The sequence below is a fragment of the Stieleria mannarensis genome (assembly GCF_014154935.1).
GTDB classification, from domain to species: Bacteria; Planctomycetota; Planctomycetia; order Pirellulales; family Pirellulaceae; genus Stieleria; species Stieleria mannarensis.
Window position 1 is genome coordinate 64,110 of sequence record NZ_JACEHH010000018.1, and the last position, 23,986, is coordinate 88,095.

Sequence of the window (23,986 nt, forward strand, 5' to 3'; positions counted from 1 at the left end):
CCTCTCCCGCTGCCATGATGCGTGATCGATCGCTGCCAATCGTCTTGGTGCTCTGTTTCCTCGCTCCGCCAGCACCGGCCGAGCAAACCGATCCGGACCAGTCGGTCAGCTATGCCCGCGACATCGCACCGATCCTGCAACGCAACTGTGTCGCCTGTCACCGCGCCGGGCAAGCCGAGGGGGGGCTATCGCTGGAAAACCGTCAGGCGATCGAAACCGGCGGAGACAGCGGGTCGTTGCTGGTCGCGAAACAGCCCGAGTCGAGTTTGTTGTACGTGCGGGCCGGCGATGATGATGACCCGATGCCACCGGAGGACAACACGGTGGGGGCCAAGCGTTTGACGCCGGCTGAACTGTCGTTGTTGCAAACCTGGATCGCACAGGGGGCCGTGATCGATGCGGCGTCCGCCGAGGAGACGATCCAGTGGCAGCCGATCGACGATTCGATCCGCAACAGTTACGCGTTGGCGGTTTCACCGGATGACCGTTTGATCGCCGTCGGTCATGCCAATCGTGTGGAACTTGCCGACGCACACACCGGCGAACTCCGTGGCACATTGGTCGACGCAGGCCTTCGGCAAGCGGGCGTCGCTGATTTTGACGTGATCCAGGCGATCGCGTTTTCACCGTGGGGCGATCGCATCGCCACCGGTGGTTTCCAAGCGGTTCGGATCTGGAAACGCCAGCCGACAACGTCCGCGATTCCGCTCGCCTTGCGACACGCCGTCGGGCCGACCGCGATCAGCCCCGATCGTTCTGCGGTCGCGCTGGTCAACGCGATCGGTGATGTGGAAATCTGGCAACTCGATTCACAGGAACGACGCGTCGGCATCAACAGCCCGGGCACGGTGGCGGACCTGACCTGGTCCCATCCCGAGCGACTGGTCGTCGGCTACGATCACGGCGACATCGGCATCCATGATCCTCGCACGGGGGATTTGGTGGGACAGGCGAAGCTGGACCAAGCGATCAAGAGCTTGGCGCAAAGCAGTGAATCCGGCTTCATCGCCGCGCTCGGGACGGATGGCCAAGTTCGACTTTTCGACAACGATCAACCCCATCCGGCGCCGTCCCTCACCTCGCTCCAGGACGCCACGTCGATGGCATTTTTCGGCCCCGGCACCCTTGTCGTCGGCACGGCGTCGGGCCTGGCCAAGACGATCGACGTGGTCTCCGGCGACATCACGCGCGAGCTGGATCACGGTGCAGCGATCGAATCAATCGCGATTGCCCCGCCCTCCAAGACACTCGCGACCGGCGGACGCAACGGGACCACCAAGCTGTGGAATCTGGACGACGGAACTCTGCTGCGGACACTGACCGGGGACAGCGAATCGGTGCTTCGAATCGCCGCGCTCGACCGTCACGTCCAACGCGAACAGGTGTGGGTCAAGACGCTGGAAGGCAAGACGGACGAGTTGAAGAAGCTGTTGGAAAAGGAACAGGCGGCATTGGCCAAGGTGACCGAGGCCCGTGAAAAAGCGGCCAAGGAGTTCGAGGAGAAAGCCAAACAGCGAGACGACGTGGCAAAACAGGTCGCCGGCAGCGAGCAGGGGATCAAAGACGCCCAGGCCATGATTGATGCGTCCAACCGGGCCGCCACCGATGCCGAAGCGTTGATCGCCAAAAGCAAGGCCGAGATCGCATCGCTGACGGCCGAGTTGCAGCCGCTGGAAAAACAGTCCGCGACGGCGCTTTCGCAAGTTGAATTGGCCCAGGCAAAAGCCGACGAAGCGAACCGAATGTTGGCCGCCGCAAAACAATCGGCCCAGGAGATTGCAACACAAGTCGAAGCCAAGAAGTCCCAACTGGCATCGGTCACCAAACGCAGCAGCGAGGCCGATCAAACGCTGGCGAAATCGAAAGCGGCCGCGACCGAGGCCGCCAAACAACTGGAGTCATCCAAGGCGGCACTGGCCAAACAACGCGAGTCGCTCGCTGCGGTGGAAAAGGAAGTGCAGAAGAAGCAAGCCGAGGTGGTCCAGCGCGACCAGGCATTGGTCACCGCAACCAAGACACGCGACAAAGCTGCCGCCAACATCCCCACCCACCAGGATTCGCTGCGGATGCGAAACAATCACTTGGCCGACCTGAAGCATCGGCACGTCGCGCTGGTCGAGCGTCAAAGCCACTCCCCCGCGATCCGGTCCATCGCACTCGGTGACGCGACAGTCACGGTGGTCGATGTCGACGGCGCTGTGCGGACCTATCGAGTCGCTGATGGAAAACCGCTGGATCGGTCTCACATCGGCCAACGCTTGGGCGGCACGGGGCCGACCGATGCGTATTACCTGGATCAAAATCGAATGATCATCAATGAACACAGCGGACCGCCTCGGATGGTCGACCGACGCCGACAGTGGACGCTCGAGCGAACGATCGGCGGGGTGGGATCGGATCTGATCTCCGACCGCGTGACGACGTTGGATTTCCGCGGCGACGGCCAGTCGATCGCGATCGGCAGCGGCATCCCCAGCCGCCAAGGCCAGGTGTTGGTCGTCGCCGTTGCCACCGGTGAAGTGCTGCGTCGATTCGATGATCTTCACAGCGACACCGTGTTGTGCGCGCGGTTTTCACCCGACGATCGGTTGCTGGCCACCGCGTCGGCCGACAAGACGATCCGCTTGTTGGACGTGCAGACCGGAGGCGTCGTCGGTGCCCTCGATGGACACACACACCATGTCCTGTCGCTCAGCTGGCGGCGGGACGGTCGACTGATCGCCAGCGGCAGCGCCGATGGGACGATTAAAACCTGGGACGCCGAGACCGGTCAACAGAAACGCACGATCGGTGGGTTCCCCGACGAAGTCACCGCGGTGGAATTCCTGGGGGACAGCACCCGCGTGGCCAGCAGTTGCGCCGACGGACAGGTGCGGGTCCACGAGACCAACAACGGCGGCTCGGTCGCCGCGGCATCCGCCCCAGGCGATTTTCTGTTTACGCTGGGAACCGGCACCGACGGCGCCCGCGTGTTCGCCTCCGGGCAGAACGGTGACGTCCACGTCTGGCAAACCGAAGGGCTGAAGGCCGTCGGTAAATGGTAAATCCGTGGGATAGGCTTCCAGCCTGTCAATTCAGAATCGACGAGACGAGTGGTGCAGATCCGCTTAAGATTCGGGTAGGCGGTAGTGGACGACGCGAGGAGTCCATGCGGTTCGCATTCCGAAAGGACTCGTCGCCTCGTCCACTACCAAAAAACCAAGCTGACAGAGACGACCAGTCATCCTCTCCCATTCACATCTCGCTCAGGATTCGCCAGCACATCAGCTGCATCCTTGGCAGATGAAACGGGCCTTTCCAAAGGTTGCCTTTCAACCGTGAGCTGAGGCTGCCGTCGCGGTGCAGGTAACCGAACCATTCGCCGTGCTGTTGATCGGGAAAGTGTGCGTAGGCCCAGTCATGGATCTGCTGATGCCAGGTCGCGTACTTTTCGTCGCCGGTCAATTGATACGCCAACAGGGTCGCGATGATCGTCTCGTTCTGCGGCCACCAGAACTTCATGTCATGCCAATACTCCTGGACCGGCAAGCCTCGCAGATCGACGAAATACAGGATTCCGCCGTGTTCGTTGTCCCAACCCCGCTGCCAACTCCAATCCAACATCTGGCATCCCAGACGGACGAGTTGCGGATCGCTGCGTTGTTTCCCTTCCCACATGATGAACCAAGCACCCTCGATCGCGTGTCCGGGCGTCAACGTTCGGCCGTCAAAGTGGTCATGGATTTCGCCTTCGGGGCCGACGGTTTCCATCACGGCCTCCAGATCGGGTTTGGTGTGGAATCGGCGAATCGTTTCGATGCTGCGATCGATCCACGTTTGGGCCTCCGCCAAGTCGATCGAATCGCGTAACTCCTGAGCCGTCGCGATGGTGATCATCGGGAACGCCAGTCCTCGGGTCGGCCGCGTGTCGGTGAACTTTTGCGGGGTGTGCATCGGATCCAAGTTGTGGTCGATGAACTGCCGGAACAGTCGTCGTGCCAGGTCGGCGTAATGAGGTCGCCCGGTGGCTTTAAATAATTCACCAAAGGCGATCGCCGCGAAGCTTTCGCTGAACGCATAGCGTCGTTTTCGAATCGGTCGGCCGTCATGAGTGACGTGAAACCACATGCGGCCGTCGTCGGGATCGAATCCATGTTTTTCGATGAAGTCGGCGCCGGCAATCGCCAGGTCCAACCACTCTTGGCGAGGCTGGACGTGGTTGTAAAGTTCACCCAGCAGCCAGGTGAAACGGCCTTGTTGCCAGAGTCCCTTGTCGGTGTCGATGACGGTGCCGTCTTGATCGAGCGACGTGATGAATCCGCCGTGCTGGTGATCGACAGCGTGCCGAATCCAGAACGGCAGTGTGTCCTTCAGCAGCCCGTCGCGATAGGTGTCAAGAAGCGATCGGATCCGCGTCGGTGTCATTCGTTGAGCGTCAGTTGAAAGTACGCGACATCCAGCCAGCGATCGAATTTGCGTCCGACCTCGGTGAACCGGGCGACCTCGCGAAAACCGAGCGACTTTTGCAACTCCATGCTGCCGACATGTTCGGTGCAAACGCCGCCGATCAAGACATGAAAACCGAGCGATGACGCTCGATCGATCAGGTCCGTCAACAGCGATCGTCCGATGCCACGTCGATGATAGCGGTGGTCCAGGTAGAACGACACCTCGGCGGTTTCGCTGTAGGCCGGACGTGGATGCCACTGAGTCAACGAGGCCCAACCGACGACCTTGCCCGAAACACAATCGACCGTCACGGGATGTCGATCGTCGTGTGCCCGCAGCCAGTCCAGTCGATCGTCGACGGATTCCGGATCCAGATGAAATGTACACGTCGATGTCCGCACGTAGTGATTGTAGATTTCACTGATTCGAGCGGCGTCGGATTCCTCGGCGAGTCGGATCAATAGTCTTCGACGACCTCGTTGCCGTGACGTGTGGCCAGGGCATCGTAGAGTTCCGCGTCGATGTGTTCGGTGATCGCGCGGACCGAACCGTCACACAATGCAAATTGACAGAGACCGACGTGCGGTGCGGCCAGCCCCTTGTCGTCACCGTCTTTTTGGTTCGGACGGAACTGGGTTTCAAACAGCACCATGTGGCCGTGATCGTCGTCCAATTCGTCGATGTCACGAATCGCCGCACTCCAGACGTTTTCAAATGCGCTGTGCCCGCCGGCGGTCGTTTGGCTCATCGGAATCGGTCCGTTGTGACGTTCGCCAAAGGCCAGGGTGTTGGACAGTCCGTCGATGATCGCCGAAACGCGGGTGCGGCTGTTGCGATAGAATACGCCGCGGCTGGCCGTCGGAGTGTCATCCAGGTTGGTCGATGCGTCCGCGGGCCCCCAGTTAGCAGCGTAACTGGCTGCCGAGTAGCGTTCGACCGGGTCGGAGGTGTCGTCGCGAATCACGAAGGCGTCGGCCGAATAGGTATCGCTGGGGCACAAGAATACCTCCAACGGAATCTCGCGGGCCTTTAGGTTCTCCGGGACCCACATCGGACGGTTGTAATCGAACAGGATCGCCACCTGACTCTGTTCCAATTGGGGCAACATCGCCGCGCCCCAAGCCAAGCCCATGTGATTGGCCGGCTCCATCGCCGTGCCGCGGGGGCCGGGCTTGTGCAAGTAACCCGAGGGAAAAACTTTAAAGGTCGACTCGTAATTGTGAAGCCCGAGCGCAAGTTGTTTTAAGTTATTCTGACACGACATCCGCCGGGCCGCTTCCCGAGCCGCTTGGACCGCCGGCAGCAGCAATCCGACCAGGATTCCGATGATCGCGATCACGACCAGCAGTTCGACGAGGGTAAACGCGGATCGACGGGGCGAGGGCTGGGGCATGATGGTTCAATCGCGAGCAGGGACGATGGGAAACGAGACCGCAGGGGAACGTTTCTCCGTGGCGGCAACAGGTTAGTCTAGAACGACGTCCAGTTCACCCTGCCCGAAAACAAGCTTGCCCGAAATGTCAAACGATCGGCCCGCGGCATGGATCACCCAATCGGTCAGCCGAATCTCCGACGCGGCGCCCGTCAACAACGCTTGCAGCTCTGGCCCCAGCGGTGCGATGTAGCCGTCTTGGTCGGCGGCGCGGGTCAATTCCAAACTTCGTGCCGTGGCGGCCGCGGTGAAAGCGACGGTCGGCGACGGGCCGACGTCCCAGCGATCCCACCGGCCGTCTTCGGATTCGGCCAGAAAATAAAACGTCAGCCGCTCCGGCAACCCCGTTACGATCTCGAGGTGCGGCCGCGGTGGCATTCGCGGCGCTAACGGCACGGACGACGACTGGCCGGACGACGACTGGCCGGAAGGCTCACGCTGCTGGCCGGTCAACCGCAGGCTGACGATCAGGCCGCCGTGGGGGGCCGGCGGGTGCCGATGGGCGTGGGCATGCGGGTGCGAGTGGGCTCCCTGAAACGTCCCCTCGTGGTCGTGGTCATGGCGGTGCGGATCGCCATGAAAATGTTTGTGGTCATGCCGCAAATCCGATCCGGTGTCGGTGATAACGGTCGGTTCGGGGGCCGGCGGCCGGCCGCAACCGACCAGACCGCAGCCGACCAGACCGCAGCCGACGATGCCGAATGCGGTGATCGCCCAAACGCTTGCCAAGATGGTGGTCGGTGCCGTGGTGATTCGCGCGGTCATGACGGGCAGGCGGTGCATGTACGGATTGTACACCTGAATAAAGAGCCATGGACGAGGGTGTTGCGGTCGATCGCCCGACGCCGGCCACTTCCCTGGTATCACAAGTTCGCTAGGCTACCGTCGCCAGATGGCATTGGTGCATCTGCCCTCGCCGCACCCGTCTCTCTTTCCGTTTCCATCCCGCCGTGCTTGACGATTCGATTCACCTGCTGTTGCCGCTGGCCGCGAGCATCTTGTTTGCTTGCGGGCTGATTTTTTTGAAGCGTGCGACGCTGGAGGGGGCCAATCCATGGACGGTGTCGTTGGTGGCCAATCTGTGGGCCGCGACGCTGTTCTCGGGGTTCTGGTTGCTTGACAGCGATCCGGTCCAGCCGTGGTTGCTGTGGCAGCCCGCGCTGGTGGCGGTGTTTTACATCAGCGGTCAGATGGGAACGTTTTTCGCGATCACGCACGGTGATGTCTCGATCGCCGCTCCGCTGTTCGGCGTGAAAGTCTTGCTGGTGGCGATCCTGGCAACGGTCATCGGTGGCCAAAGTTTGCCGGCGGCGATTTGGTTGGCGGCGACGTTGGCAACGGTCGGAATCGCATTGGTCCAGTGGACCGGGGCGGGTACGCATGGCCGGATCGGGTACACGATCCTGAGCGCGATGGCCGCCAGCACGTCATTTTCGATTTTTGACGTGCTGGTCCAGCGGTTCTGCTCGTCCCCGACCGCGGCGTGGACGTCCGGCCGTTTTTTGCCGATCATGTTTTGGTTCGTCGCCGCCTACTCGACGGTTTTTTTGGTCGGATTCCAGCGGGATAAATTTGCGTTGCCTGCCGTCCGACGGTCGCTGTTGGTCGGCGGATTGCTGATCGCGTTGCAAGCGATTTGCATCGTGTTCACGCTGTCCGCCTTCGGCGATGCCCCGCGGGTGAACGTGGTGTATTCGATGCGGGGCATTTGGGGCGTGCTGTTGGCCTGGGCGACGGCGCTGATCTGGGGCGGCAGCGAGGCGGATTTGTCGGGAAAAACGATGATTCTACGCCTGGCGGGCGCTCTTTTGATCACAATTTCGGTCGTGATCGCGATCCTGTTTGGTTAAGGCTCGCAAATCACCGGTGATACATCTCATTGCGTTTCATCGGTTATCTTTTACGCTTACGGTGCGAACCTCATTTACCCCCCTGCGAGAGAGCTGGACGCATGAAAGCGATGCTGCTGACGGAATACAAACACCTGGAAGTCACCGAAGTCGACAACCCGACGGTGGGGCCGAAAGACTTGCTGGTCCAAGTGAAGGCGTGCGGCATTTGCGGCAGCGACATCCATGGGTACGACGGCAGCAGCGGACGACGGATCCCGCCGTTGGTGATGGGGCACGAAGCTTCGGGGATCGTTGCGGAAGTCGGCAGCGAAGTGAACGGGTTTGCCGTCGGTGATCACGTCACGTTCGATTCGACGGTCTCCTGTGGCGATTGTTTCCATTGCCGCCGCGGCGAGATCAACCTGTGCGACAATCGAACCGTCCTGGGCGTTTCCTGTGGCGAGTACCGTCGGCATGGCGCGTTCGCCGAACTGGTCTCGGTGCCGCAACACATCTGTTACAAGCTGCCCGAGGAAATGCCGTTCGAACACGCCGCGTTGATCGAAGCGGTTTCGGTCGCGGTGCACGCGGCGAACCGGACTCCGGTCCAGCTGGGCGACACGGCCGTCGTCGTCGGCAGCGGGATGATCGGTTTGCTGACCATCCAAGCGATCCGGTTGGCCGGTTGCGCCAAAGTCATCGCGGTGGACCTGGACCAGGATCGGTTGGACGCGGCGCTGGAACTGGGCGCCGACGTCGCCTTGAAGGCGGATCAAGTCGACGTCGCCGAAGAGGTGCGGAAACTGACCGGCGGTCGTGGAGCCGATGTGGCGTTGGAAGTCGTCGGGGCGACCGCGACGATCGACACCGCGATCGCGAGCCTTCGCAAAGGCGGTTCGATCACGTTGGTCGGCAACCTGGCACCCCGCGTCGAAGTGCCCCTGCAAGCAATCGTGACCCGAGAATTGAACGTTTTTGGCACATGCGCGTCCTGCGGTGAGTACCCTGCGTGTATCGAATTGATGCGCAGCGGCGCGATCAAAGTCGAACCGTTGATCACGGCAACCGCGACACTTGAGGAAGGCCCCGAGTGGTTCTCGCGTTTGTATGCCGGCGAGAAAGGGGCGATGAAGGTGGTCATCCAACCCGGCGTGTCGGCCTGACCCCCACTCGGCGAGCATGATTGTCGCCGGTCGCTGCAACCAGAAGTGATCGCCCCCAGTCATCGTCTCCTCAATCCGTGGTCATCCCGAGGCCACGGTCAACTTATTCCTTTCCCTCCTTTTCATTCCCTCCCCTTATTTCATAGCCCCATCATGAAACCCCTTTTCGCACTCTCCTGGCCGTGTGTTTGCGTTTGTCTCGCCCTGACGGTCGCCCCGTTCTGGTCTTCGTCAGCCGACGCGGTGGAAATCGAAACGGCGGACGACATCCAGATCTACACGCTCAAGAACGACAGCGGCATGACGGTTCGGGTCACCAATTATGGTGCGATCATCATGTCGATCGTCGTCCCGGATCGCGACGGCAAGATGGCCGACGTCGCACTCGGCTACAACGACATCGCCAGCTACACCAACGCCGTCGACAAACCATACTTCGGTGCCGTCGTGGGGCGTTATGGGAATCGGATCGCCAAGGGCAAATTCACCATCGACGACCAGGAGTACACCCTGGCGATCAACAACCCGCCGAACAGCTTGCATGGCGGGATTATCGGATTTGACAAAGTCATCTGGGACGGCAAGGTCGACGACGAAGCCAACGCGGTGACGCTGTCCTACTTGGCCAAAGACGGCGAAGAAGGCTACCCGGGCAACCTGAATTGTTCGGTGACCTATCGGTTGACCGATGACAATGCGATCGAAGTCGATTACTTTGCCACCACCGACAAGGCGACGCCGATTAACTTGACCCAGCACACCTACTTTAATCTCAAGGGCGAAGGCGAAGGAACGATTCTGGAACACGAGTTGATGATCAATGCCAGACGGTACACGCCTGTTGATGAAACGTTGATCCCGACCGGCAAGACCCCGGCCGTCCAGGGAACGCCGTTTGATTTCACGACCGCAAAACCGATCGGCCGCGATATCGCCGCGGACAACGAACAACTGAAATTCGGCGGCGGTTATGACCACAACTGGGTGTTGGACAAGGGCGGTCAAACCGGCGAGATGACTTTGGCCGCCACGGTCTATGAACCCACCAGCGGCCGCGTGCTAGAAATTTCGACCACCGAACCGGGGATCCAGTTCTACAGCGGGAACTTCCTGGACGGCCGGCTGACCGGCAAGTCGGGAAAGAAATACGTCCACCGCGGCGGGTTTTGTTTGGAAACCCAACACTATCCCGACAGCCCCAATCAGCCCACGTTTCCGTCGACTATCCTCGAACCAGACGACGAATACGAAACCAAGACGGTGTTCAAGTTTACGACTCGGTAGCGGACACGTCATCGCGAAACGTCATGAAGCGACTCGTTCCCAGGCTCGGTTCGCCAAAGGCGATCAACTACCGAGCCGGGCGTAACCCCAGGTCCAGGATCCACCGAAAACCCCATCGGCATCAAGTTAAGGAGATGGAGCCATCAACCAAGTATTCCACCCTCCCCGCCGAGGTCGTGCGGTTTTTGGGATTTACCCTCCCTGGCAGGGAGGGTCGAGCGCAGCGAGGGGAGGGGCGAATCGCGGTGTTTGAGTGGATCCGAGCCACGATGGACCCTCCCCGCGTCGTCGCTCACTCCTCCGCGACCCTCCCAGAGGGTGGGTGAAGGCGCAAACGGCTGTTTAACCAGAGGTTAAAAACCGCACGAGCTCTGCCGGGGAGGGTTTCCCGCTCGCTACGGCCCCAACCACGGCGTGACCTGATTCTTCATCTGGTTCCGCACCGGCAGCGACAAGGGATTCTGGTAATCGGGCGGGCGAATGGATTTGTCGTCCGGGCCGATATCGGCCTGGGGGAACGGGTCATGCACGACCGCGTTGGCCTGCTGGTAATTCATCGGCCCCGGCGGCGCGATCCAGCCCCGCTGGACCAGGCTTTGGCACCCGGTGATCCCTGTTATCGCCATCGCGACCAAGGCGGTCCGCGCGAAAGAACGGCGTCGCTGGGATTGCACGTCCATGGTTCGATCTCGCTGTTTCGATTTCATCCTGGCCCGACCGGAAGCTGAAATGTTGACGTCGCTACGCTCGCCAGAGCGTGGAATACATGGGGGGCCGCCTTCTGGCGAAGGTAGCTAGGTTTGAACGCACACGCACAATGTTTGCGATGCCCGATGACGTTGTCCCGCCGCTTAACAATCGCGCCAGCCTACACGTTTCTGCCGCCGCGGCGGTAGAGGAATTCATTTGGCGCGGCGACGATAATGCTGGCTAATCGCCAGGATCGACACCAAGTACATCGTCCCGAACAGCAGCGGGGCAATCTGCGGCCACCAAGCCATCAACGGGGCGACCAGGAAAAACGCGATGCCCGCAAGCGCCGAACCGCCCCAAATGTGACCGGCCATGGCGACAAAGGCGAACCCGCTGAGTGCCGATGCGAGCGGAAACAGTGCGGTTTGATTGATGCCGCCGATGACCAACAGGATATTGACGACCGCCAACGCACTCAGGTAGCCCAACCAGATCGACCAGACCGGGCGTTCGGCGATGCTCCGCGGGGACAACGATCCGTCGCGGGCGTGATAAATGGTTCCGATGATCAGCGCGAACATCGTCAGCCGCGGGATCCAATACGCGATCGAAGGCGGAAACTGCATCTGCAGCAAGACAAAGATCAACATGTGGGTGACGAAAATGATCACGCCCAGCAACAGCAGCGTCCCGTGCCAGCGCAAGAAATGGTCTTGGTGCTGGTCGCGACCGATTTCGCGGGCCACGCGTTCGATCAATCCGCTGCCGGCCGCCTTGATCGTGTCGCCGGCGAGGTAACGGTCGAGATCGTCGGCCAGTTCGTCGGCGGTTTGATAACGACATTCCGGTTCATAGCGGATCGCCTTCAGACAGACATTTTCCAGGTCCCGAGAGAGTTGTGGACGATAGCTTCGCGGCAAACTCGGCTCGTCTTGCAACACGCTGCGGATCACTTCGGCCGGGTTGGAGCCTTCGTGTGGCGGCACGCCGGTGATCAGCGCGTACAGGACGGCGCCGAGTGAATAGACGTCCGACGCCACCCCCGATCCCGCGCGACCGGCCGCCTGTTCGGGGCTCATGTAGTTGGGCGTGCCCAGCACTTGCCCGGTCCGCGTCAGCATCGTCCCCTTTTGACTCCACTTGGCCAATCCGAAATCGGCCACCAACGGACGCCCGTCCTGGTTGATCAAGATGTTGTCCGGTTTCAGGTCGCGATGGACGATGCCGGCGCGATGGGCATAAGCGACCGCCCGTGCGATGTCGCGCACCATTTCCGCCGCTCGGGTGTCGCCCAGCGATTGATCGTCGACCGATTGTTGCAGCGTCGGCCCGTCGACCAGTGTCATCGAAAAGTATTCGTGGCCGTTCCAGGTCCCGATTTCATGAATGGAGATGATTCCGGGGTGATCCAGCTGGGCCGCCGACTCGGCTTCCATGCGAAACCGCTTGCGTTCTTCTTCGCTGGCCAGGACACCGCTGCTGATCAATTTGACGGCGACGCAGCGGTCGAGCCCCGTTTGTCGGGCGCGGTAGACGACCCCCATCCCGCCCCGCGCGATCTCGGATTCGATTCGATATGACCCGATCTCCTGGCCGCACAGCGAGACGATTTGTGGCGCCGGGGCCTCTCCCATCCAGTGGTGGTTCCGAAAGAAACTGCACAACTCGTCGGCGTGTTCTGGATAGCGCGCCAGATAGTCCGCCGGATCGGGCGACTCGCCGGTTTCGAGACGTTGCAGGTAGTCCGCAAGGATCTCGTCCAGGACGTCGTCGTCTTCGACGGGGGTTTCGTTCGCATCGGATTTGTCGGTGGCCATTGGTCAACTATAACCGATCACCGTGACGTCGCGATGCCGAGATCTGGTCCAAGCGTAGCGGAACTCGCCAAGAGTTTCGCTTACCGTCGGCAAAGCCGCGGAGGCCGAAAGCCTCCGCGGCTTCCGCTACGAATAGCGGGGGGCGAAAGCCTTCGCGGCTTCCGCTACGAATAGCGGGGGGCGAAAGCCTCCGCGGCTTCCGCTACGAATAGCGGGGGGCGAAAGCCTCGGCGGCTTCCGCTACGAATAGCGGGGGGCGAAAGCCTCGGCGGCTTCCGCTACCGATAGTTGTCATACAACGGCCTGCTACTTCGCCGCGGCCTGGGCGACGGATTTCAGGTACGCCATCAGGTCCAGCACTTCTTCTTTGGTGTACTGGTCCATCAACGCTTTGGGCATCATCGATGTCGCACTGCGTTTGATGACTTCGATGTCGTCTTGCAGGATAATCACCGGCTCCTTTGCTTCGGGGTTGGTCAGCAACGCGACGGTATCGTCGTTCTCGTCGACCACGATACCCGACATCGTTTTGCCATCCGTGGTCAGGATGACCTGCATCGCATACTTGCTGTCGATCTTGTGCGACGGGACCAGGATCTCGCGGAGGATCGCCATGTGATCGGCCTTCCACTTCGTGTACGTGTCAGTCAATTCGGGGCCGACCGCGCCGCCGACGTTGTTGATCTTGTGGCATCCCACACACGACGCTTCGTTAAAGACCTTCTCTCCGACCGAGGGCGTGCGGTCGCGAAGATCGTTTTCAAAGTCGCCCGCAAAATCTTCCAGCGTCCACGCTTGGACGAAGGACCGGGTATTGCCGAGCGGGTCGGACGGTTGGACCGGATTCTGGTTCCACGCATCCAGGTCCTCGACGACCACCATCACCCCGTACATCCGGTACCAGTGCTGGGGAAACGTGCACACATACGGGTACTCGCCCGGCGTCGAAGGGGCCGTCAACGTGATGCGTGCCGACTTGTCTGGCGCAACCATCTCGCTTGCCGCGATCACGTTGGGCGAATCGGGGACATAAGGCAGTCCGCCGGTACCCTCGGGTCCGGCGGCCAGCCCGGCCATGGCGACTCCCTTGAGTGCGCCGGGTTGAGTGATCACCAGGTTGTGCGGCATCAGGTCGTGATTCTCCAGCAGAATCTGAACCGGCCGGCCGGCTTCGACGGCGAAGTACGGGACGTCGTAACGCATCTCCTCTTCCACCGTCCCGATCTTGACCACTCGCACGGTGACTTCGCGAAGCCGCGCCCGCAACGACCGGGCCTCCTTTGCCGGGATCTTGGTCATCAGCCGATCGACCAACTGCATCGCATCGATGAACGCATCGGTGGTCCGCTGGGCCGCCGGCGTCGCTTCGGCAAATGCGACCAAGGACTTCGCCGCGTCGAGCGAACTTTCACGCTGGAAGACTCCCGCGGGCAAACGCATCAGCCCGCGGCTGGCGGCGATTCGCAATTGCGGATCATCGACCAGCGTGATCAGTCGCTGGTAGGTGTCCGATTGATCCGCCGGAATCCGTGACAAGGCATCGATCGCGGCGAGTTTGATTTCCGGTGAGGCCGGAGTTTCGAATGCGTCAACCGCAACGTCACGCTGAGTGACCTTGCGTTTTTTTCCGGGCAGTCGCCGGATCGCGTCGAGCAACGCGACCGTGGCCTCGGGATCCGAATCGGCGATCGACCGAGCCGCAGCGGCATCGTCGGCGGCGATCAACCCCGCCATCGCGATCGAACGCAGCGTGCCGTCATCTTCATCGCTGGCGATCTCGGAGAGTTGAGGCTTGAGCGCGGTCAGTTCGGCCGCGGGGCGCTTCAGCATCAATCCGGTCAACAGATCGACTAACCGTTTGGCGTCCGGATTGTCCATCTTTGAATCGGAGATGGTCGCCAGCATTTCTGCCGCAACCGAACTGTCTTTCAATTCGGCGAGTGTCGCAAAGGCTTCTTCACGAATCCCCGCCGCCATTGCCGGGCGTCCCACGATGGCTTCGTAAACCGGAATGTACTTCGCATCGTCGGTGGACCGGGGGACGAGCAACAGACGTTCGTCATCCAATCGTCCCAATTGATAGGCGACGATCCGCGGTGATTTATCCAGAAAGATTTTCGGCGGTGTGGGCCCCTGTGCGGGACAAGGTGCGACAAAGGCGGTCTCGACCAAGACGACGATGCACAACAGGCGTATCAGCAAACGCATGGATTCAATGGCGGGGTGGAGGTGATGGGAGGTGGTGTTGTTTTCTTTATCCTGGCTCCCTTCTCCCCCGGCGTTGCGGGGGAGAAGGACTGGGGATGAGGGGGACTCAGTTTGCGGAATTGCGGAAAACTATCGCTCCGGCGCGCGCTTCGGTTTTCTCCTCGCCCCCGGCCCCTCTCCCCGAAGCGGGGCGAGGGTTGCCCGAGTAGAAAAACTGACGTCCGTTGTCGGACGGAGGCCCAATTCCTACTGTTCCAGCTGACGCATGGTTTCATCCAGCGTGTACTGCAGGTAGTCGTCCATTTCGTATTCCAGGACACCGAGGGCCATTTCGATCGCGTCGTCTCCTTCAAGGAAACTGATCGCGCGCACGGCTTCCAAGCGGACCGTCGGATGTTCATCGTGGACGGCCTTGGCGAACCGATCGGCGTGATCGGGGATCGCGTGCATCATGTGTGACGTCAGCCGCACACAGGCCGCACGTGCCCGATAGTTTTCCGACGCCAACAATTTGTCCAGCAGATCGGTGCGGACACGGTTGTGGGTTTGGTACATCCACAACGCTTCCATTTGCTGGTGTTCGACGTTGGGGTCGGACGGATCCAGTCCGGCGACCCAGGTCTCCAGGCCCTTCAAGACGCGGTCGCTGTCACGTGCGGCCAATTCGCGTCGTGCGCGATAGCGGGTGCGGTCTTCGGGCGACTTCAGCAACTCCAACAATTCGGCGATCGGTGCGCCATCGATTTTTGCCGGTTCCAACAGCGGTCGATCCTTGCGAGTGACCCGCCAGATTCGACCGTGGGAATGATCTCGGCTGGGGTCACGCAAGTTGTGTTGCAGGTGGCCGATCAAGGCGTTGTGCCAGTCGACGACGTACAGCGAACCGTCGGGGGCGAATTGAACATCGACCGGTCGGAAGTTGCCGTCACGACACGACAGCAACGGTTCGACTTCCTCGCCGACAAAGCCGCTGCCGTTTTCGGCGGGCATGATCTTGTGGTTCAAAATCGCGCGTTCTCCGATCACGTTGGTGACCAGGAAGTTGCCTTGCATGTCGTCGGGGAAATGCCGGCTGGAAACGATCGCGCACCCGGCCAACGGTCGAATCCGTTTGGGATAGAACGTCGGGAACTTGTATTGGGGATCGCCGCCGGCGAGTGCCGCGACGCGTCGATGTTGAGATCCGCCGGGGTGCTTGTTGGGAAACTCGACGTGCCCGGTGATCGGTGCGGCCCAGTAGGCGTTGCCCGGTGAGGCATCGCCGATGAAGTCTTGTCCCCATTTGTCGTAGCAGTATCCCCAAGGATTGGCGAACGCGAACGAGGCGTGCACGTTCATGCGTTCGGTCCGCGGGTTGTATTTCCAAATCCCCGCTTCGGCCAAACGGCGCACGCCGTAGGGCGATTCGACGGCGGAAAACTTAAACGTGCCTTCTTCGAAATACAGGTTGCCGCCGGGGCCCCATTCGAATGCGGCGATGCCGTGGTGTGAATCGGCCGAGTCGAATCCGATCAAGTGCCGGGTCACCTCGTCCGCCTTGTCGTCGCCGTCGTTGTCCTTGATGAACCAGATGTCGGGTTGCCGCGACACGTAAGCGCCGCCGTGGCCGAGTTCGAAACCGGTCGGTTGGTGCAGGTTTTCGGCGAACACCTTGCAGACGTCGGCGGCATGGTCGCCGTCGTTGTCTTCAAAGATCAACAGTTTGTCGTTCATCGGCGATTTGGGCTTCCAGTGCGGGTACGACTTCATCGTCGCGACCCACAACCGGCCCTTGCTGTCGAAGTTGAGCGCCACCGGGTTGGACAGTTCGGGAAATTGTTCTTCCGAGGCGACCAATTGAATTTCAAAGCCGTCGGCCAGATCGAACAACTTGATCTGTTCGGCCGCCGGCAGGTATTCCAGCGAGCCGAGTTTTCCGGCCTTGGCATTCCGATCGTTCGGCGTTCCGACATTGGTGGTGGGCTCGAGGAACGGCAACGTTTGAGAATCATCGATCGTTTCAGGGACCGGTTTGCCGGCGGCGACGGCCCAGACCCGTGCGTCGCGGGTTGCCGTCATCTGGTCCAAGATCGCCCGTTCACGCTCCATCACGTCGCGATTGTTGTACTTGCGGTCTCCGTCTTGTCCGGCCAGCCCGCGATCACCATAGATCGAATATCCGTTGACCGCACGATAGCGATGGAACCAGTGAAAGTTCTTGTCGTCGATTTCCTTTTTCAGATCCGGATTGATCGCCGCGGTCAGTTCATTGCCGAACAGCGACTGATCCAGGATGGGAGCCAAGGCATCGTATCCGCGATCGCTCAAATGAAATCCGTTGATCGTCAATCGTTCCGAAGACTTTTCGAACAACGCTTTGGTCGGTGTGAACAAGTCGACGAACACCACATCGGTTTGCGACGCGACGTCGGACATCGCCTCGGTGTACAACGCCAGGTTCTTGTTCTGTGGTTTGCCGTCGGACAGATTCGGATCGTCGGATCCCTCGAACGCGATCGGCGACACCAGGACGACTTGCGGACGTCCCTTGCCGTAATCCGCCGCCAGAGTTTCATTGACCAGCTTGGTCAGGTCCGCCTTGTATTTCTTCAATCCCTTTTCACCGGCGAACGATTCGTTGTACCCAAAGAAATACATCACGACCGATGCCTGGCTGTGCGTCAGATGGCTGGTCGGATCGCCGAAGTTTTTCGAGCGAATGCGGGTGTACGGTTCGTCGCCGGGAAAACACAGGTTTCGGACGACCAATTCCAGTTCAGGAAAACGCGTGTGCAACAGCGTCTCCCATTCATTCTGGACCTGCATCCGTTCGCCCAACGCATTGCCGACCAGACAGATGTGGTCGCCCTTTTGCAGCTTCAGGTCCGCCGCGAGCGTGAACGGGGCAACGAGCAATCCGGCCAAGAGCGCAGACGCGGCCAGGAAGACATTCCGGGTGGGTGATTTCATTGTCGGTAGGTTGTTCGGTGGGTAGGAAAAGATTTTGGAGGGGAAATCGCCGAACATTATGCGCCGACGACCTTCAAGACGGTAGCGAAGAATCCGCCGGCGCCGCGGAGTATTCAAGATTCTGACGCCGATTGAGTGATCATCCGTCGCGAATTGTGACAACCGCGACACTGTGAACACCTGCGGCGACGCAAAACAGTTTTCGGGTGACGCAAATCGTTCTTCGGCGTGCGAGTCGTCCCTCGACCGCAGATAATTTGAATTGGTGGGAACGTTCCATTGCGGCGGTCCCGGAAAAACGAGTGTGCGATCAGGTGACCGAGAAAACCTGACGAAGCCCATTCGCCTATCCGGCCCGGTGAGACTATCCGGTCAGGCTCCGGTAGCCGGCGACCAACACTTCGATCGCGCGGTCGATCTGGTCGGGCGTGTTGAATTTGCCGATTCCGAATCGCACGCTGCGCCGCGCTTCGCTTTCGCTCAGCCCCAACCCGGTCAGCACGTGGCTGGGTTTGGCGTCGACGCTGCTGCAGGCCGAACCGCTGCTGAAGGCGACTTCGCTTGAGGCCGCCATCCAGGATTCGCCTTCGATCCCCGGCAGTCGACAATTCAGGTTGCCGACCAGACGACGCGACCGTTCGTGAAGCGGCCCATTGGGAAAGATGCCGTCGATGCCCTGGACCAGTCCGTTCCAAAGCTGCGATCGCATTGCCGAAACTCGCTCGGCGACCTGGGCCGATTCCGTCACGGCCAACTCCAACGCGGTGCCCATCGCGATGACATTGGCCGGCGCCATCGTTCCGCTGCGCAAGTTGCGTTGTTGGCCGCCGCCGACGAGGATCGGTTTCAATCGGACACGGCGTCCCGCGATGCCACCGGCGATCGTCAACAGGCCGACACCTTTGGGGCCGTAAAACTTGTGCGCCGACGCGCTGATCAGATCCACATCCACGCGTCCTAAATCCACGTCAATCCGACCGACCGCTTGTGTCGCGTCGCTATGGAACAGTGCTCCGGATCGGTGGGCGATTTCGGCGATCGATTCCATCGGTTGGATCACGCCGATTTCGTTGTTCGCCCAGTGCACCGAAACCAGCGCGGTGTCATCGTCCACTGCCGCGGCGAGCTGGTCCAGGTCGATCTGTCCGGCCAGTTCATGATCATTGGAATGCACCGGAATACGTGTCACGCGAAAGCCGTCTTTTTCCAATCGGGCCACCACGTCCAGCACGGCCGGGTGTTCGATCGTGCTGGTCACGACATGCCGCCGACGCTGTCGGGGGTGGCGACAAATGCCGTCGATCGCCAGATTATTGCTCTCGGTCGCCCCGCTGGTGATCAACACCGAATCCGGGGCGATTCCCAAATGTGACGCGATCACACCCAGCGATGTGTCGATCGCCGATTTCGCCTGACGCCCCATTTCATGGGACGTGCTGTGTGGGTTGCCGAAGTGTTCGACCAACCACGGCATCATCTGCTCGGCGACGCGGGGGTCGCAGGGCGTCGTCGCGTGGTTGTCCAAGTAAATCATTGTACGTTTGCTCGTTCAATCATACATCGCATCGAGCGCCAGCTGGCTCCAGGTTTCCAGCCGATCGTGTTCGGTTCGCAATTGGTCGATGGACACGAATCCGCCTTCGGCCAGGTCGGCTTCATTGCTGGTCACGTTGGGTGCATCGAGCACGAATCGATGCACGACGCCCAAGTGAACTTGTCCGACTTCGTTGGAGGGGTCATAGATCAGCCCTTCGCGCGTTTCGGTGTACCTCGCTTCCAAGCGAATTTCTTCGTCGAGTTCCCGTTGCATGCCGGTGGCATAGGCGTCGCTGCCATCGGCGGCGTCTTCTCGACTGATGTGTCCGCCGATCCCGATGCTGCGTTTGGCATGCAACCGTTCTTCGCCACCGCCTCCGCCGCGAGTGTAGGCGAACACGTGTCGCTGGCCTGCGTCGTCGGCCCACTCCAGCACCACGTAGGGGATCAATTGCTTGAAACTCGGGTCGACTTCCATCGCCCCGCGAGGCCGATAGGACAATTGGTCGCTTTCCAAGATCGGTCCCAAGAATCGATCGACATCCGATTCAAAGCCGTCGATCACGCCGATCGCGTCGATGACCGATGCGGGGATGACCAGGACGTGTTCTTCGTGAGTTGTCATGAATGGTTCAAAAATGCAGAGGTGATCGAGGGAACGTAGCGACCTTCGCCAGAAGGTGGATGCCCGGCGTATTCCACGCTCGCATCGAGCGTAGCGACGTCAACGTGGCGCGGTCCAGCGCGCGGCGGCTGATCCTAACACGCCTTGATCAATTGGTGTAGCGTCACCGTGTGGCGATCGCCAGGCACAGCACGTGGCCGTCGCCGCGGATCAGCAGAGCATCCCCGACGATGATCGGAGCCGCCCAGCAGGGGGTTCGCAGCTGGTCGCCGAAATCGTACTCCGCGAGAATCTCCAGCTTTTCCGGGTTGGGCCGAACGATCTCCATCCGCCCGTACTCGTCCAGCACCACCAAGTGGTCTCCGACGCGGGTGACCGACGTCCGCATGCCTCGGTCGTCGCTCCACTGGACTTTTCCGCTGGCCAGTTCGACGCAGCGAAAATCGCTGTCGGGATTGTTTCGTCCGCTGCAACCATACAGGAAACCGTCCACCAAGATCGGCGTCGACCAGTGGCAACGCATCGCTTGAGCGCGGCGATTTCGGGGCGGGTCCAGCCACAACGTGTTTGCGTCGTCGAGCGTGACCTGCATCAACCGACTGCCGACTTGGTAACACTCGCTGATGAAAACCCGATCGCCGTCGACGACCGGAATCATCGCATTGACGCTTTCTAAGATGTCCGCGCGATGGGGCTGTTTCCACAGCACTTTTCCCACCGCGGGATCGACGGCCAGCAAGTGATCGCGGGCGAACAACAGCACGACGGTTTTGTCGCCGATCTTCATCGTCCGCGGGCTGCTGTAACTGGCCAAGTCGTCGCCGCATTTCCAAACCTCGTCGCCATTGGCCAAGTCAAATGCGACCAGCGCCGAACCGTTGGGAATCACACGATCCAAACGCCCCGGCGCGATTTGTTGGTCTTCGGAGGGGCTGCCGCCGACCGGAACGATCACCATCGAATCCAGGATCAACGGCGAGGATCCGACGCCGAAGAAATTTTGGACGACGCCATACTCCTGGTTGGTCGAGACGCTCCATTTCAACGAGCCGTCGGTAAGGTCGCGACAACACAACTCGCCGTCGCACCCCAGCGTGAGGATCGATTTGCCGTCGCTGGTCGGTGTGCCCCGCGGTCCGGTTTCGTACCCGTACAGATCGCGGTATTCCAGCGGACGATCGACCGACCAGATCAAACGTCCGTCACTCAAATCAAACGCCCTCAACCGCTCGACGAACCCCCGCTGCCCCAGCGGTTGGTCGCTGCGGACGGCGTCGGCGTGGTAGTAACGGCCGTCGACCACGCACCCCAGTCCGTATCCGTCGCCGACCGGCAGTCGCCAGAGGACCTCGGGCGGTTTTGTCCAGTCGAGTTCGACGCCGGAGGTTTCCGCGACACCGTCAAAGTTTTTCCCCAGCAACCGCGGCCAATCGAAATCGCCGGCGTGCTGCACCGCAGCCGTTGTGGTTGGATCGGGAGATTCTTCAGTGGCGGTGTTCTTTGAGGGCTGGTCGCATGATGCGAGGCTGCAAAAGCAGAACAGCAGCGGGATCGTGGAGAGGATTCGCAGCACAGGCTTTATGGACATCGGTATCAATCGATTCGACGGGTGGCGTAAAACAGCAGTTTAGCAGCCCACGGAAAACCGGTGGGAGAGGCTTCCGGCCTGTCGCGGACCTGCCGTTCATCGTAGGTTCCGCCTTCACGAACCTCATCATTCTGCCCCGGATCATTCTGCCATCCCTCTCCAGAATCCGATCGACGGGACCGCCTAGCCCTGTGAAGAGGTAGGAAGATTTTGGAGGTAGGGAAATTGGCTTCATCCAAGGAGTGGGGATTACACCATTTTCTTACCCCAAAAAACTTCTTACCCGATCGACAAAAAAGTGGGACCGCTTGCGCGAACCGACTGAAGCCAGCGTCACGGGCCGCTCGCTGACCGGCCTGATGATTTCTATCGAAATGAACAAGTTAACGATCAGCCGATGGGCGCTAGCCCCGGTTTTGTGGCGGCGAGAACCGCGGCTAGCGCCGTGCGGCTGATTAAATCTACAGGCCGTTACGCTTCCCGCTGGGATTGGGCGGCCGCCAGTCGCTCTCCGCAGCGGTAGCAGTACACCGCATCGTCATGGTGTTCGGTCGTCGCGCAGCGTGGGCAGGTGGTTTCGTCGGCGGGTTCGGCGGATTTTTTTGATGTCAGCTCGGCGGTGACGAATCCGCTGGGGACGATGATCAAGCTGTAACCGAGCAGGATCAGTGTCGCCGAGATGAACTTTCCGACCGTCGTCTTGGGAACGATGTCGCCGTATCCGACCGTCGTCATCGTGACGATGGCCCAGTACATCGCCTGGGGGATCGAATCGAATTGGCTGGCGGTGAACTCGGAATCATCCAGCGGGCCTTCGCCACGCGCGAGTCGCGGGATCACGTTTTCGACGAAGTACATCAGCGTGCCGCTGATGGTCACGGCGACCAACACCACGATCAAAAACACGATGATCTTGTGCCGGGCTTTCCAAATCGCCTGAGAAAGTTCCTCGGCGTCATCCATCATCCGCCATAGCTTGAGCACGCGGAACGCGCGCAACAGGCGGATACTGCGAAGGATCACAAAGGAGTTCGCGTCGCTTTCGACAAAGAAGAATCCGATGTAGGTCGGCAGAACGCTCAGCAGGTCGATCACGCCCCAAAAACTGAACGCATACCGCAACGGATGGCGGGCGCAGGCCAATCGCGCGCCGTATTCGATGGTAAACAGGAAGGTCAGAAACCATTCGAATCGCCCGAGGATCAGCCAATTCCGCTGGGCGACCGTGGGGATGGTCTCGACCGCCACCACCGTGACACTCATCAGGATGGCAAGCAGCAGCGCGACGTCGAACACCCAGCCGGCGGGCGTGTCCGATTCAAAGATGACGTCGTGCATCAGCACGCGCCAGGGCGGCCCATCGGGACGTTGTTCGGCTTTCGATCGACGTCGGCTCATCGCAAATCCGCTACCTCGTGGAACTCACCGGCGATTGAATTCGCCGCGGGGCGGTCACCGCCGCACCGGCCGATCGCACCGGGTTGCTTTCGCGATCGGACATGACGGCACTGGCCGGCATCACGTTGGCCGGCGTCCGACTGGGCGTCTGGGCCACCGTCGACGTCGTGGTTGACGGAACATCGATGAACGGTGTCGCGCCGTCGTTGCCGACGTTGCGGTACGAGGCGGCCATCGCATTGACGCGGTCTTGCAACGAACCGCTGGGCAACGTGCTGGTTCCGTCCGCCGATGTGGTATGACGTCGAATCGTCGTCGTCACCAGACCGCTGGGCCGCGTGGCATGTTGCGTGATCGCATTCTTGTGCCCGCGGTATTGTGGCGACAGATAGTTGTTGGCCACCTCCATCGCACGTTCCGCCTTGCGGCCCGGCAGGATCACCGTGGTCGGGCTGCCTTGGACGATCTTGCCCTCGGTGGTTTGGAACGTGGGAACCAGCGAGACGCGTTTTTCTTCTCCGCCGGCGGCGTCCCAGGGAATCCAGACGCTATAGCTGGCTCCGAAATCGCTTTGGCTGAAGTGCTTGGTGAACTGTTCCGGGGTGAACTTGAACGGCTTGACCTGGGTGTCCTTGCCGTCGGTGCCCATTTCGAATCCGTGGATCGTCAGTGTGCCTTCGACCGGGACCGCTTTGGTTTTTTCGTCGAAGAAGAACAGCCGACCGCCGAACCCGCGTGTCGGCGTTTTGCCGGTTTGAACCAGCACATCGGGCGCCCAGGTGGTGGCCATCTTGACCGGCCCCGGATAGGGAACCGGCGGCTCGTCTTCCTGCTTGGACCACGGGGCCTTCTTCATCCAGTCGGGTGCTTCGAAAAAGTTGGCGAGCTTGGCATCGCCGCGGGTCGCCGGAGTGGTGCACCCGCCGGCGACAATCGACCCGGCAGCGAGAACGGCGACCGCCAGTGCTTTGGTGCTGCGTTTTGTGTGTGACATAGCGTTTTGAATCGTTGGTGATGGATCGCGTGAATGTGA

Annotated in this window: 17 protein-coding genes; 4 read left to right on the forward strand and 13 right to left on the reverse strand. The window is 60.6% G+C overall.

Going from position 1 to position 23,986, the window contains the following annotated elements; all coding sequences use genetic code 11:
• The first annotated feature begins 14 nt into the window (after nt 1-14).
• Nucleotides 15-3,044, forward strand: coding sequence for a WD40 domain-containing protein (locus H1B37_RS13925; protein WP_182867270.1), 3,030 nt, complete (start codon nt 15-17; stop codon nt 3,042-3,044).
• A 190-nt stretch (nt 3,045-3,234) separates the two neighbouring features.
• On the opposite strand, the gene H1B37_RS13930 is transcribed toward H1B37_RS13925, so the two are convergent.
• The 4 genes from H1B37_RS13930 to H1B37_RS13945 form a co-directional block, all read right to left on the reverse strand.
• Entirely contained in the window at nt 3,235-4,404 is a 1,170-nt protein-coding gene (locus H1B37_RS13930) for an AGE family epimerase/isomerase (RefSeq protein ID WP_182867271.1), read from the reverse strand.
• On the reverse strand, nt 4,401-4,889 hold the full coding sequence (locus H1B37_RS13935) for a GNAT family N-acetyltransferase (protein WP_182867272.1): 489 nt from the start codon (nt 4,887-4,889) through the stop codon (nt 4,401-4,403). Before H1B37_RS13935 ends, H1B37_RS13930 begins: the two co-directional genes overlap by 4 nt.
• Entirely contained in the window at nt 4,886-5,821 is a 936-nt protein-coding gene (locus H1B37_RS13940; protein ID WP_182867273.1) for a DUF1559 domain-containing protein, read from the reverse strand. Before H1B37_RS13940 ends, H1B37_RS13935 begins: the two co-directional genes overlap by 4 nt.
• Nucleotides 5,822-5,893: 72 nt before the next feature.
• Entirely contained in the window at nt 5,894-6,643 is a 750-nt protein-coding gene (locus H1B37_RS13945) for a hypothetical protein (RefSeq protein ID WP_182867274.1), read from the reverse strand.
• Between the two features lie 167 nt (nt 6,644-6,810).
• Between H1B37_RS13945 and H1B37_RS13950 the strand changes: the two genes are divergently transcribed.
• From H1B37_RS13950 to H1B37_RS13960, 3 genes are all read left to right on the forward strand, one after another.
• Nucleotides 6,811-7,710, forward strand: a complete 900-nt coding sequence (locus H1B37_RS13950; RefSeq protein WP_353620838.1) for an EamA family transporter — start codon at nt 6,811-6,813, stop codon at nt 7,708-7,710.
• Nucleotides 7,711-7,811: 101 nt separating this feature from the next.
• Nucleotides 7,812-8,855 (forward strand): galactitol-1-phosphate 5-dehydrogenase, encoded by a 1,044-nt coding sequence (locus tag H1B37_RS13955; protein WP_182867275.1) that lies wholly within the window; start codon nt 7,812-7,814, stop codon nt 8,853-8,855.
• A gap of 153 nt (nt 8,856-9,008) precedes the next feature.
• Complete coding sequence (locus H1B37_RS13960) at nt 9,009-10,139, forward strand: aldose epimerase family protein (RefSeq protein ID WP_182867276.1); 1,131 nt, start codon at nt 9,009-9,011, stop codon at nt 10,137-10,139.
• 395 nt (nt 10,140-10,534) lie between these two features.
• Here H1B37_RS13960 and H1B37_RS13965 read toward each other — a convergent pair whose 3' ends face one another.
• From H1B37_RS13965 to H1B37_RS14005, 9 genes are all read right to left on the reverse strand, one after another.
• Nucleotides 10,535-10,819, reverse strand: a complete 285-nt coding sequence (locus H1B37_RS13965) for a hypothetical protein (protein ID WP_286177739.1) — start codon at nt 10,817-10,819, stop codon at nt 10,535-10,537.
• Nucleotides 10,820-11,041: 222 nt separating this feature from the next.
• Complete coding sequence (locus H1B37_RS13970) at nt 11,042-12,649, reverse strand: serine/threonine protein kinase (RefSeq protein WP_182867277.1); 1,608 nt, start codon at nt 12,647-12,649, stop codon at nt 11,042-11,044.
• A gap of 306 nt (nt 12,650-12,955) precedes the next feature.
• Nucleotides 12,956-14,857, reverse strand: a complete 1,902-nt coding sequence (locus tag H1B37_RS13975) for a c-type cytochrome (protein ID WP_182867278.1) — start codon at nt 14,855-14,857, stop codon at nt 12,956-12,958.
• 246 nt (nt 14,858-15,103) lie between these two features.
• Nucleotides 15,104-17,806, reverse strand: a complete 2,703-nt coding sequence (locus H1B37_RS13980) for a PVC-type heme-binding CxxCH protein (RefSeq protein WP_182867279.1) — start codon at nt 17,804-17,806, stop codon at nt 15,104-15,106.
• Between the two features lie 364 nt (nt 17,807-18,170).
• On the reverse strand, nt 18,171-19,340 hold the full coding sequence (locus tag H1B37_RS13985) for a cysteine desulfurase family protein (RefSeq protein ID WP_182867280.1): 1,170 nt from the start codon (nt 19,338-19,340) through the stop codon (nt 18,171-18,173).
• Between the two features lie 15 nt (nt 19,341-19,355).
• Nucleotides 19,356-19,967, reverse strand: coding sequence for a phosphoesterase (locus tag H1B37_RS13990; RefSeq protein ID WP_182867281.1), 612 nt, complete (start codon nt 19,965-19,967; stop codon nt 19,356-19,358).
• A 163-nt stretch (nt 19,968-20,130) separates the two neighbouring features.
• Nucleotides 20,131-21,555: a PQQ-binding-like beta-propeller repeat protein gene (locus H1B37_RS13995; protein ID WP_182867282.1), complete on the reverse strand. Its 1,425-nt coding sequence runs from the start codon at nt 21,553-21,555 to the stop codon at nt 20,131-20,133.
• Between the two features lie 471 nt (nt 21,556-22,026).
• Nucleotides 22,027-22,953, reverse strand: a complete 927-nt coding sequence (locus H1B37_RS14000; protein WP_182867283.1) for an ion transporter — start codon at nt 22,951-22,953, stop codon at nt 22,027-22,029.
• 10 nt (nt 22,954-22,963) lie between these two features.
• Nucleotides 22,964-23,947: a hypothetical protein gene (locus H1B37_RS14005; RefSeq protein ID WP_182867284.1), complete on the reverse strand. Its 984-nt coding sequence runs from the start codon at nt 23,945-23,947 to the stop codon at nt 22,964-22,966.
• Between the last annotated feature and the right edge of the window lie 39 nt (nt 23,948-23,986).